11 protein-coding genes and 1 pseudogene are annotated in these 12,389 nt (G+C 44.6%); 5 read left to right on the top strand and 7 right to left on the bottom strand.

From position 1 onward, the window contains the following. Positions 1-303 precede the first annotated feature (303 nt). From J7529_RS16680 to J7529_RS16670, 3 genes are all read right to left on the bottom strand, one after another. Positions 304-738 carry a hypothetical protein gene (locus tag J7529_RS16680; RefSeq protein WP_318729921.1) on the bottom strand — a complete coding sequence of 145 codons (435 nt, stop codon included), beginning with the start codon at positions 736-738 and terminating at the stop codon, positions 304-306. Positions 739-922: 184 nt separating this feature from the next. Further along, positions 923-1,315 carry a hypothetical protein gene (locus J7529_RS16675; protein WP_271939750.1) on the bottom strand — a complete coding sequence of 131 codons (393 nt, stop codon included), beginning with the start codon at positions 1,313-1,315 and terminating at the stop codon, positions 923-925. 25 nt (positions 1,316-1,340) lie between these two features. Further along, complete coding sequence (locus J7529_RS16670; protein WP_318729920.1) at positions 1,341-1,649, bottom strand: hypothetical protein; 309 nt, start codon at positions 1,647-1,649, stop codon at positions 1,341-1,343. A gap of 263 nt (positions 1,650-1,912) precedes the next feature. Between J7529_RS16670 and J7529_RS16665 the strand changes: the two are divergent. Beyond that, a pseudogene (locus J7529_RS16665) lies at positions 1,913-2,296 on the top strand (glutathione S-transferase); the annotation flags it as partial. A gap of 13 nt (positions 2,297-2,309) precedes the next feature. On the opposite strand, the gene J7529_RS16660 reads toward J7529_RS16665, so the two are convergent. Next, positions 2,310-3,023, bottom strand: a complete 714-nt coding sequence (locus tag J7529_RS16660; protein WP_271939752.1) for a class I SAM-dependent methyltransferase — start codon at positions 3,021-3,023, stop codon at positions 2,310-2,312. A gap of 187 nt (positions 3,024-3,210) precedes the next feature. Further along, the gene (locus tag J7529_RS16655; RefSeq protein ID WP_318729919.1) at positions 3,211-4,899 is read right to left on the bottom strand and encodes a 4Fe-4S binding protein; all 1,689 of its coding nucleotides are present in this window, start codon (positions 4,897-4,899) and stop codon (positions 3,211-3,213) included. 191 nt (positions 4,900-5,090) lie between these two features. On the opposite strand from J7529_RS16655, the gene J7529_RS16650 reads away from it, so the two are divergent. Continuing rightward, on the top strand, positions 5,091-5,822 hold the full coding sequence (locus J7529_RS16650) for a formylglycine-generating enzyme family protein (protein WP_318729918.1): 732 nt from the start codon (positions 5,091-5,093) through the stop codon (positions 5,820-5,822). A 28-nt stretch (positions 5,823-5,850) separates the two neighbouring features. Here J7529_RS16650 and J7529_RS16645 read toward each other — a convergent pair whose 3' ends face one another. Both J7529_RS16645 and J7529_RS16640 read right to left on the bottom strand, forming a co-directional pair. Then, positions 5,851-6,249, bottom strand: a complete 399-nt coding sequence (locus J7529_RS16645) for a hypothetical protein (RefSeq protein WP_318729917.1) — start codon at positions 6,247-6,249, stop codon at positions 5,851-5,853. Between the two features lie 237 nt (positions 6,250-6,486). Further along, a complete protein-coding gene (locus J7529_RS16640) occupies positions 6,487-6,885 on the bottom strand; it encodes a hypothetical protein (RefSeq protein ID WP_318729916.1) in 399 nt (132 codons plus the stop codon). A 194-nt stretch (positions 6,886-7,079) separates the two neighbouring features. On the opposite strand from J7529_RS16640, the gene J7529_RS16635 reads away from it, so the two are divergent. From J7529_RS16635 to J7529_RS16625, 3 genes are all read left to right on the top strand, one after another. Beyond that, positions 7,080-7,313, top strand: a complete 234-nt coding sequence (locus J7529_RS16635) for a HypC/HybG/HupF family hydrogenase formation chaperone (protein ID WP_271939756.1) — start codon at positions 7,080-7,082, stop codon at positions 7,311-7,313. 302 nt (positions 7,314-7,615) lie between these two features. Next, positions 7,616-11,176, top strand: coding sequence for a pyruvate:ferredoxin (flavodoxin) oxidoreductase (gene nifJ / locus J7529_RS16630; RefSeq protein WP_318729915.1), 3,561 nt, complete (start codon positions 7,616-7,618; stop codon positions 11,174-11,176). Positions 11,177-11,270: 94 nt separating this feature from the next. Next, a complete protein-coding gene (locus J7529_RS16625; RefSeq protein ID WP_318729914.1) occupies positions 11,271-12,281 on the top strand; it encodes a dihydroorotate dehydrogenase-like protein in 1,011 nt (336 codons plus the stop codon). Positions 12,282-12,389: the final 108 nt, after the last annotated feature.

The raw sequence follows: 12,389 nt of genomic DNA, 5'->3' as shown, positions 1-12,389 counted from the left end.
TAGCAGCTAAATTAGCAAATGCCAAATTGGAAAGCATAGCTGGCTGTTCGGCTACACTTTTAGCATTGGCAATAGCAACCGATTCGCGAATATCTCCGGGCAATGCTGATGGCGATGTCATATATTTCTCCTTTGGTAATTGGGACAATTATTCCCGCGCTAACGTGGGAATGATTAAACGGGTCAGTGTCAACTTCAGCTAGGAACTTAGACACTAACGAACCTCACTATTCTGTTTGATTTTTAGGTTGTGTACCTTGTTTTGTAGCAGCCTTGAGATCGATTAGTTGTTGAGCCAGATCATTACCTGTATCTAACTTGTTGACAGCCCATCGGACTCAAATCTGATACCCGATTGACTGCGTTACCAACAACAGTAACCGCTAGTTGATTCATCGCCTGTTGATTAGACAGGGTATTTTGTTGAGATAAATTGCCGTTGGTGAGCAAATTAGCAAAAGCGAGATTCGACAACATTGATGGTTGCTCGGCTACGCTTTTAGCATTGGCAATGGCAATTGATTCACGGATATCGTCGGGTAAAGCGTCTCCACTACCTCCTACTGAATCACTTCCTGTTGGATGACTTCCTGCTGGATCACTTCCTGACTTATCTGGATTCTGTGATTTTCCCACTTTCTCTAGTGTCTGTATTCTTTGATCTAGATTGTGAATTACAGCGTTCTTCTCTGACTCAGTGCCAGGAGGAAACGCCTTGTCAATATCTGGCTTTGGCATTTCTGTTCTACTCCTTGTTAGTTTGTGTTTGTTTGAACTATGAATCTAAACAATCTGAAGTTTTTTGAAGACTTCATATCCCTTTAGATCCAAACTTGATAAAGCAATAAAGCAATTGTGGTTGGGCTGCAGGGTAGGGGCAAAGCAAAACGCACAACTACTAATCGACTTGCTTTCAATACCTTCAGTGGTCCGCACTTCTTCCAGGACTATCCTTTTCAGGACTTCCACCCTCGGAACTGACGTTATTTCTTGTAATACTTGGTTCCATTTGTTTAAATATCTGTACCAAGTTTTGCATAAGGGATTGGTAGGTTTCGAGATTATCTTTGGCATGAGGACTATTGGGGTCAATCCTCATAATAATTTCTACACATTTACCAATCGTTGCCATCTCCAATTGAAAGAGCGCACTTTGCTTATTAACAGCATTTTGCTGTGCTAAATTGACATTCGCAATCTCAGATGACATGGCGAGATTGTTTAAAATGACCTGCTGCTCATCAGCTACTTTAGAGTTGAAGGTAGCATCATCTTTATCTTCACCAGTTTCTGCTAATGAACCTCCGTTAATCATCGTTAAATACCCTAACTGAGCAATCTTAATCAGCTATTGTTGAATAACCTAAGAATGAGATTAACTTGAACGTTAACCCAATATCACTATATTCATCTCTAATTAAATTAATTAGAGCTGTAGCTTGGGATAACAACTCCGGTAATGCACCGATCTCACAAACAACCACAGAATGCAAGTACCACGGTTCTGGGGCGGTGCGGGGCAAGGAGCATAACCATCGGTGTAAACGATCGCCCGATCGTAATCCCGGGTGTTCCTCCAGATACGCCAGCACAGAGCCAAAATTGGTGTGGCAAAGGGCGTTGCTTTCTCTTGCAAGAGGATCTCGCATACATTCCACATCTTGAACGTCAAGAGTGAATAACGTCGCTATCCTTGCTTGCAGCCTTCAGGTTTTTTGGCCTAGGCTCCCAGGACCGGGGTGGCTTTTTGCCCTTCTACTATTAAGACGATCTCAACGCGATTTCTGACTTTTTTCGAGTTAGAACCGCAAAAGTCGGAGCGTTTGACAATAGTACAGCTCAAACGCTTGCCAGATAATGATCACAAGCATCTCAAAATTAAATACCTACATTCCGCCGTGGCTCAAGTTGAAGCAGCCCTTGGTTCGGATTACCAGATGTGATGTATCCAGAACCCGAAACGTCTCGATCGGAAGCTCTGCACCGGGCGATCAAGCATCGTCATAATATCATTCCTGTTAATCCAGCGGACGATCGCCTTTTTGATGAAGCCTTGCGTTGTGCTCTAACTTACATGATAACAGGAGAACTCTGTCGGCCACCATCTGGTTCCGATCCAGCCCTGCGGTACCTGCACGATCGTATTAGTGTGCCCAGAGATATGTCCATCTATGCTGCTAAACGACTGAGAGAAGCATTAGAAACCACGGTAGCTCTATCTGGCGATCGCCAAGGAAGACCGATTCCGGTGCGCGATCGACGCGATCAAAATCCAGCTAATTTCACCCAAATTTAACAATGGATTCAATTCAACCGCTTCGAGTGGCGATCCAACCGCCAAACAGATAGGTTTGGTAAAACTTTAGGGGCTTGATAAAGCCAGCCTGATTTAAAAGAGAAAACAATTCGCTCTCAGAGATAAAGTCTACATCTCTTTCTATATGTTCTCGATCGCGATCGAATTGCTCTTCAGAGATACCATGCCCTGCGTAAGACATTAGTAAAGCATTCAGCAATCGAGAAAATTCAAGGGTTTCTCGATTGCCAAACAGATCGGCGATCGCTAGAATTGCCCCAGGCTTCAAATTACTCGCTAGTGAACTGAAGTAGGCTAATTTTTCTTGCTTATCTCTAATGAAGTGAGCAACAAAGATAGACGATGCGCCATCAAATCCACCTGGGAATTTATAGTCTTGCACCTTGCTGTTGACCAATGTGACTCGATTACCCATCTCCACACTTTTAATCCTCTGATGGCAAGCATTGAGCATATCGCCAGAAGCATCAACAGCAACAAAATTCCAGTTGGAGAAGACTTTTCCGAGGTTTACGATTTCTGCCCCAGTCCCAGCCCCTGCGGAAAGAAAATTAGCATTTTTCGGTAATTCTTGCAACCAAGGAATTAACATTTGATGTAAAGCATCATAACTGGGACAAAATAAGCGAATTCTACGATCGTATTGGGTAGAAAGGCTTTCATCGAAGTGCTGGGTGACATCAAATTCATGTTGTGCTCGGGTCATAACAATAACTATTCCCTAGGGCGAAGTACTGCAATATTATAGATACCTTCTAGTGTAGCAGGAGTAAATTCTTTTATCTAATTTGATGCATTAGAAAAAGATGGGGAGGAGGGAGAAAAATAACCCTATACCCTCATCCATCGATAATGCACTATTTTAGATGAAACACTCTACTACGATCCTAGCTTTATTTTGAGGGAGAAGAAAGGGACAAACTTGACATCGGAATTAACGGGCGATCGCCATACAACAGCTCTGGATACTTTTCCCCTAAATCAGACAGTACCTTAAAATGCATTTCTTCCCCAATTCCCAAAGATAACCGTACCTGAGTTAACAACTCTAAAGACTCCTGAGAACCAGTCATCTTCTTCTCCAACATTTCTCGCAAAATTCCTTGGTAAACTCGCACTTTAGACCCTTGACTAAATCCAGGCAGCACCTTAGCCAAAACATATATTTCTTCTGCTTTGAGATCCTCTAAAGAACGATTTTCTAGGAATTCAGGAAAATTGAACTCTAACTTACTCAGTTGCCGACGCAAACTGCTGGCTACACTCTCTTTGTGGTAGGTACTTAACGATCGATTCCAAGTTCGATAGAACCAGGCAGCACTTAAAATTGGAATCAAAGCTTGAATTCCCCATTCTAGCCATTTCGGGAATAACTCTAAAGTAGAATGGGTTCCCACAGAAAAGAGAAAGTTAAACGTCAAAAAGGTAGAAAATGAAAACACATGATGGCGCACTTTTTCTACTGAAAATTCTCGATCGTGGCGTAGACAGTAGGCTTTATAGGCTTTTTCTATACGGCACAAGATCCCATAACTCCCTAAAGTGAACACTGCAAAAGTCAAAGGAACAGCAATTAATCTCGGAATGGGAATTGCTAGATTGAAAAAGTAAAAGCCAGGGGTCAAAACTCGTTGTACTTGCTCCCCATCATGGGTCCAAGCCCCAGAGAAAAAGTAGTCTAAGTCGCCAGCATAGAAAATGTAATATAAATAAAATGCCAAGACTAGCCCCACATAGCCATAATGGAAAAACTTGCGCTGTGAGTCTTGCAAAGAGTCCCAATAACTCCGTTCTGCATCAATGTCAAAACAAGCAGATTTACAGGCAACACAAGCACTTTTTTCTTTGCCGGTTTCATCGATCGCCCGGCACATGGATTGGGTAATTTTAGACGTAGTTTTTTCATGGGCGCGACTGCCCCATAATGCTCTGGGGCCAGTATAAAAGAGTTCGACCGGCCCCATGGGGCAAACATATTGACACCAGGTTTTTCCAGCGAATAAATAGCCGACAATTATACTGGCTAAAATAGTGGCGCTCAGAAAAGCAGCTAACAAGAGACGATGGGAATCTAAAAATAACATTCTCAGGCATAAACCGACAAACAGAAATCCAAACTGAAAGGCGATATGATGGCGACTAAGCCAAGAGTTTGGGTCAATTTTTACGGCTTCAGAGCGCACTTTGCCGGTGCGAGGATTGGTGGTTTGTTTTTGCCGTTGAATTCCCCATAAACGAGGCAGTTGGGAAAAGAAGGAGAGGGGACAAATTCTGCGCCAACTTTCATGACCGAAGAAAAAAACGATACAAATGATTGCCCCGATAATAACGCCCCAAAAGAGTCGGGTGGCGATCGCATAAGGATGTTCCACCAAACACTGTCCCTGCACCGTCATCACCTCGTGACACTCTTTGGGATCGAATAACCTCGGATCGAGACGCAGTAAGCTCCAGTGGGTATCGGGATGGGTTAACAGGGGTGAAATGGGATCGTAGATCAGAGATACAATTAAGAGTAACCAGGCGATCGCCAGCAGCGATCGCACCCTTCTCATCTGTTTTTCAGGAACACTCTGTAACATAGTCACTAACTCCTTGAACTTGTCCCCATCCTAGGAAAAGTACAAGAGAATGACCTGACTCCAAACACCCACATCTCACTCACACTAGCACTAACCCCCCCTTCACAAAAAGACTAGAGCAGTCTAGTTCCAAAGGACTAGGCAACAGCATTCTTTTCATAAAATAAATCCCATAGGAGGACAGAAGCAAAATGAATTTAGATTTTATCTATATTCCAGAAGGCTATTTCATTATGGGAGCTAACACAGAAATAGAGCCAGCCGCCGAGTTGAAAGAAGAACCCAAACGCAAAGTTTTCTTATCATCGTATAAAATCCAGCGAACTCCTGTTACAGTCCAGCAGTGGATGGAATTTTTGCAATCAACCAATTACACATGGAATTTTTATCAAGAATTAAAAGAAGCCTCTCCCAGTAATTCGTGTCCCGTAACTTATGTTTCATGGTTTGATGCCTATGAATTTACACAGTGGCTAACAACTAAATCTGGAAATTTATATTCATTACCTACTGAAGCACAATGGGAAAAAGCATGTCGAGGAGAATGCGGGCAAATTTATCCTTGGACAGATGAAGATCCAAACGACACAGATGATTGGGAGTTTACTCCTGAAACTACAATTCCTGTGGGAAATTGTTTAGAGCGTGCAAGTCCTTATGGATGTTTGGATATGTGGCAAAATGTAGCCGAATGGTGTTGGGATTGGTTAGATGAAGAAATCTATACATATCATGGCAGAGGTTATGAAAACGATCCAACTAATATACTAAATCCTGCTGGAGCCAAATCAGGTAATTACAAAATTTGGCGTGGTGGTAGTACTATGTGGCAAACAGGCTGGCCAAGGTGTAGTTATCGTGGATTTTCCAGCCCAGACGAACATCATCCCAAACAAGGATTTAGAGTCGTCCTTAATAATTAAGTAACAATTAAATCCAGGACACCTCTATTTATTCAAAACCTAAATTTCTAATTTTCCCTAATTTTGTCCTGTCAATTGAATAAAGATCTTTATTAGTTAAGATAGTTATAGCAGAACTTTCCAAATCTATGATTGCCTCAAAAATAGGAAACATCTCAAACCCATAGTTGAGAGAGTAGCGTTTCTTTTTTGTTTCGGGATCTATTGTGACTAGAACATCATCTCCGTTAACTTCCTCATAGCATTCGTTCTCCCTAAGTTCGATTTTTGCTATAGCTACGATCGCACACCTGTATTGCTTGAGATCTATCGTGCATGAATGAAATAGTTTGGTATGAGAAAAAAGCCAGCTTGGACAAGATTTTTGGGGATAAAGTTCAAAGAAATTCTGCTTAAAAATATCAAGCGCTTCTTCTGGAGTAATCATTACAAAGTCCTCTATCTACAACGATCGTATCTGGTAGGGGCGAAAAATTTTTCGCCCCTACCATTTGCCTATACTCCCCATTTTTGTCTATTTATATCTAATCGGCTTAAACAGTTGTCATTGCGATCGGAGGGAAACATTCGCGCTGCGCACAAGCTTCGCTTTCATGTCCGCGAAGCGGATACGCTAAGAGTCGGAGACGATCGGGATTGGGTATTTTCCTGGTGGAGCTTTAATTTATTCCGAAATTACATTTCTAAGTTTTCTTAGTTTTTGACTGTCAATTGAATAAATATCTTCATTGATCAATATATCTATAGTAGAAGTTTCTAAATCTATGATTGCTTGAAAAACAGGAAATATCTCAAATCCATAGTTTAGATAATATTTTTTTTGTTGAGTTTCTGGATCTATTCTTCCTATAATTTCTCGTCCCTTCAATTCCTCATAGAATTCGTTCTCCTTGAGTTGGACTTTTGTCATAGCTAAGATTGTACATCTGTATTTGTTATGATCTATAGTATGTGAATGACTTATTTGTGTATGAGAAAAAAGCCAACTTGGACAAGACTCTTTTGGATAAAGTTCAAAGAACTTCTGCTTAAAAATATCAAGCGCTTCTTCTGGAGTAATCATTACAAAGTCCTCTATCTACAATGACCGCATCTGGTAGAGGCGAAAAATTTTTCGCCCCTACTCACCATTTTTTTGTCTATTTATTAAAAAAATCCTGAATTTTTCTTCCATTCCCCCAATGTATGCTACTCCTAGCAAGCAAGCATTTGTCTTAACGAATGCTTAAAAGAAGATTAAATCTAAAGAGGTGAAAGATGTGTTTAGCAGTACCCGGAAAACTTATTAGCATCTCTGGTGAAGATCCCCTGACAAAAATGGGTCGCGTCAGCTTTGGAGGTGTCATTAAAGAAGTCAGTTTAGCCTATGTGCCCGAAGCCCAGATCCATGACTATGTATTGGTTCACGTCGGTTTTGCCCTATCGATTGTCGATCAAAATGAAGCTGAACAAACCTTAACTGATTTACAACAAATTAATACATTCAGTTAAATAAGATTAAGAACCCATTCCAAACTGTAGGAACTTACTACATGATCGGATCGGAAAAGAATTGACTGGATTAGGAACCAAACAAATTACCCGAAAATAATCTCTGCACAATCCTAGGGTTTGCACCATTGAACTTCTCAGGAGAGTGCAAGTTTTCACCCCGATAAAATTCCGATCGAGAAAAACAATGAAATGGTTGTTTTGACTCTCGAAATTAGACCCCCAACCTAGGGAAAAAGGTCAACAGCCCCTGAGCTGTATCCATTCATCTTCAGTCGTAGACCGAAAGGACTTTCTTACCTATGAACACCAAAAACTATGCAACACTAGACGGCAACGAGGCAGTGGCCCGTGTTGCGTACAAACTCAACGAAGTCATTGCCATTTATCCCATTACTCCTTCCTCTCCGATGGGAGAATGGGCAGATGCCTGGATGTCGGAGGGGCGGCCGAACCTATGGGGAACCATACCCTCAGTGGTAGAAATGCAAAGTGAAGGAGGAGCCGCAGGAGCAGTCCATGGATCGCTACAGGGGGGGTCTTTAACAACGACCTTTACCGCATCTCAAGGATTGCTGCTCATGATTCCCAACCTCTACAAAATTGCTGGGGAACTGACGGCAGCCGTATTGCATGTGGCAGCTCGTTCGATCGCCGCTCAAGCTCTTTCAATTTTCGGGGATCATTCTGACGTAATGGCGACGCGTGCTACCGGTTGCGCTTTGCTGGCTTCGGCATCGATACAAGAAGCTCATGACTTAGCGCTGGTGGCTCAAGCGGCTTCCCTTAAGTCCCGTGTGCCCTTCATCCACTTCTTCGACGGTTTTCGGACTTCCCACGAAGTGCAAAAGATCGAACTGCTTGAAGAGAGCGTCCTGCGGGCAATTATTGACGATCGCACCGTCTACGACCATCGATCGCGCGGCCTAACCCCCGATCGCCCCGCTCTGCGCGGAACGGCTCAAAATCCCGATGTTTACTTCCAAGCTAGAGAAAGCGTCAACCCCTTCTATGATGTCTGCGCCGAAGAAGTGCAGAAAGCCATGGATCAGTTCGCTGAACTAACGGGACGCAGATATCAACCCTACGAATACCACGGCGCACCCGATGCCGAGCGCGTTATCATTCTCATGGGTTCCGGTTGTGAAACCGCTCATGAAACCATTGATTATCTGGTGGCTCAAGGGGAAAAAGTGGGCGTGCTGAAAGTTCGCATGTATCGTCCCTGGGATGCGAGTAAATTCATTAGCGCTCTTCCCGAAACCGTAAAGGCGATCGCCGTTTTAGACCGCACCAAAGAACCTGGCGCATCCGGCGAACCCCTCTACTTAGATGTGGTGACTGCCTTCTACGAAGCCACTTCGACTCCGCTCAGTGAACGGAGTGTGCCTAAAATTGTGGCTGGACGCTATGGCTTATCTTCCAAAGAATTTAACCCCGCCATGGTCAAGAGCGTCTTGGATAACCTCAGCCAAGAATCACCGAAAAACCACTTTACTGTCGGCATCAACGATGACTTGACCAACACCTCTCTAGAGTACGATCCGAGCTTCTCTATCGAACCCGATAGTGTTGTGCGGGCGATGTTCTACGGTTTGGGTTCCGATGGTACAGTTGGAGCCAATAAGAACTCAATTAAAATTATCGGCAACGATACCGATAACTATGCCCAAGGCTATTTTGTTTACGACTCCAAGAAATCTGGCGCGGTAACCGTCTCTCACCTGCGATTTGGCCCCGATCGCATTCGCAGCACCTATCTGATTACCCAAGCGAACTTTATTGGCTGTCACCAATGGACATTCTTAGAAAAACTTCAAGTGTTGGGATCGGCAGCACCCGGCGCAGTCTTCCTACTTAACAGTCCCTACGGTCCAGAAGAGGTCTGGGATAAACTCCCCTTGGAAATCCAAGAAGTGATCGTGCGCCAAGGTCTGAAGTTCTATGTGATTAACGCCAACCAGGTAGCACGGGAAACCGGGATGGGAAATCGGATCAATACGATTATGCAGACCTGTTTCTTTGCTTTGGCGGGAATTTTACCCAGGGATGAGGCGATCGCTCAAATTAAGAAGGCGATCGAAAAAACCTATGGTAAGAAAGGGGCAGAAATTGTCCAGTTGAATATCAAAGCCGTCGATCAAACCTTGGATAACCTCTATGAGGTCAACGTCGGCCAAGCCAATAGCAATCTGCATATTTTACCTGCCATTGGAGAGACTGCTCCCGAATTCGTGCGCGAAGTGGAAGGGGTAATGCTGGCACGGCAAGGAGATAGCCTACCCGTCAGTAAGCTCCCCTGTGATGGAACCTATCCCACCGGAACCTCGAAATGGGAAAAACGGAATGTGGCTCAAGAAATTCCGGTTTGGGACCCGGATGTTTGCGTGCAATGTGGCAAGTGTATTGCTGTTTGTCCCCACGCCACGATTCGCGGTAAAGCCTATGATGCCAGTGCTTTAGCCAATGCACCGGAAAGCTTCAAGTCCATTGATGTCAAAGATAAAGCCTTTGCCGGACAAAAATTCACTATTCAAGTCGCTCCCGAAGACTGTACTGGATGTGGCGTTTGTGTCGATATCTGCCCGGCGAAGAACAAATCCATGCCCTCGAAACGGGCGATTAACATGGAGTCTCAGTTACCTTTGCGGGAACAAGAGAGCCAAAATTGGGACTTCTTCCTCGGTTTGCCCAATCCCGATCGCGCGGCCTTAAACTTAGAACGGATTCGCCAACAGCAATGGCAAGAACCCCTGTTTGAGTTCTCTGGAGCCTGCGCCGGTTGTGGGGAAACGCCTTATATTAAACTAGCAACCCAGTTATTCGGCGATCGCATGGTCATTGCTAACGCCACCGGTTGTTCCTCTATCTATGGCGGTAACTTACCCACCACACCTTACAGTGTGAACAGCGAAGGACGGGGGCCCAGTTGGTCGAATAGCCTGTTTGAAGATAACGCCGAGTTTGGTTTAGGCTTCCAGTTGGCCATTTCCAAACATCAAGAATTTGCCTGCGAACTGGTGCAAAAATTAGCCGGTACCCTAGGGGATAACTTAGTTAGTCAAATCCTCAATAATGGCCAAAAAACCGAAGCGGATATCTACGAGCAACGGCAATATGTAGCTCAGGTGAAGGAAATCCTCGCCGGTAATACCGACCCAGACGCGCAGCAATTGCTCAGTTTAGCCGATTATTTGGTGAAAAAATCCATCTGGATCGTTGGCGGTGATGGTTGGGCTTACGACATTGGCTATGGTGGTTTAGACCATGTGCTGGCATCCGGCCGAAATGTGAATGTTCTGGTGATGGATACGGAAGTATACTCCAATACAGGTGGTCAATCGTCCAAAGCCACCCCCAGGGGAGCCGTCGCTAAATTCGCTGCTGGTGGTAAACCTGCACCCAAGAAAGATTTAGGTCTGATTGCCATGACCTACGGTAATATCTATGTGGGTTCCGTGGCTCTAGGGGCGCGAGATGAACATACCCTCAAGGTCTTCCTAGAAGCCGAAGCCTATGACGGCCCCTCCTTGATTATTGCGTACTCCCACTGTATTGCCCATGGTATTAATATGACCACTGGCATGAGCCATCAAAAGGCAATTGTGGAAAGTGGTCGCTGGTTGCTCTACCGCTACGATCCTAGACGCACGGAGGCAGGTGAAAATCCCCTACAGTTGGATTCGCGATCGCCCAAGAAAGGCGTTAAAGACTCCATGTACGCCGAAAACCGGTTCAAGATGTTGACCAAAACCAAACCAGAAGACGCAAGACGCTTGTTGAAAGAAGCGCAACAGGATGTCAATACCCGGTGGGACATGTATAAATATCTCGCCGAACGGAGTCTGAAGTCGGAAGAATAGCTTCCTTAGAGTAGGGGATGGGGAGATAGGGGAAGATTGCCCATTCCCTATTCCCTATTCCCCACCCGTTACCCATTACCCATTACCCGTTACCATGGATTTAACCACAACCTATTTAGGTCTCAATCTGCGATCGCCGATCGTTCCCAGTGCTGCCCTACCCCTCTCGGAAGATATCGACACCATTAAACGCCTCGAAGATGCCGGTGCTGCTGCCGTTGTCCTCCATTCCCTCTTTGAAGAACAACTCCTGCGAGAAAAATTTGAACTGCACCATCACCTCGAATATGGCACAGAAAGCTTTGCTGAAGCCCTATCCTATTTCCCAGAACCTGACGAGTTTCACGTCGGGCCAGAATTGTACTTAAAGCACATTCGCCAAGCCAAAGCAGCCGTCAATATTCCCATTATTGCCAGTCTCAATGGCTTTTCTTCTGGTGGATGGGTGGAATACGCCAAACTCATGCAAGACGAGGGTGCAGACGCGATCGAGTTAAACGTCTATTATGTCCCCACTGACTTTGACATGAGTGGCGCACAGGTGGAACAAAATTATATCGACACCTTAAGCGAAGTCAAAAAAGAAGTCACCATTCCCATTGCTCTCAAACTTAGCCCCTTTTTCAGCAACATGGCCAATATGGCCAAACGCTTTAGTGAAATCGGAGCAGATGGTTTAGTGCTATTTAACCGCTTCCTCCAACCAGACATTAACGCCGAAGATTTAGAGGTAGAAGTCGGTTCTGTCCTCAGCAGTACCCATGACTTGCGCTTACCCATGCGTTGGATTGCCATACTTTATGGTCGCATTGATTGCGACCTAGCTGCCACCAGTGGCGTACAACGGGGTCATGATGTGATTAAACTCTTGATGGCTGGCGCATCAGTCACCCAGGTTTGCTCTACCCTGCTCCGTCATGGAATTCACCAGATCCAAGTGATGGAAGAAGAAATTAACCATTGGATGGAAGAGCATGGCTATGAGTCCGTGAAGCAAATGCAGGGTTCTATGTCCCAACTCCATTGTGAAGATGAATCTGCCTATGAACGGGCCCAGTATATGCGGGCGATTACGTCTTATACTCCAACCCATAGCTTAGTCTAGTTCACAACTGAAGATAGACCGCAGGTAGGGGCGAAATAATTCTGTCTCTACCTGTATTAATAAATATACAAACAAGGATCTTCCATACTACTAAATCAAGAAATCCCA

Source organism: Roseofilum sp. Guam (genome assembly GCF_017746735.1).
GTDB classification, from domain to species: Bacteria; Cyanobacteriota; Cyanobacteriia; order Cyanobacteriales; family Desertifilaceae; genus Roseofilum; species Roseofilum reptotaenium.
Note: the sequence above shows the minus strand (reverse complement) of the source record. Positions and strands in the feature narration are given on the sequence as shown.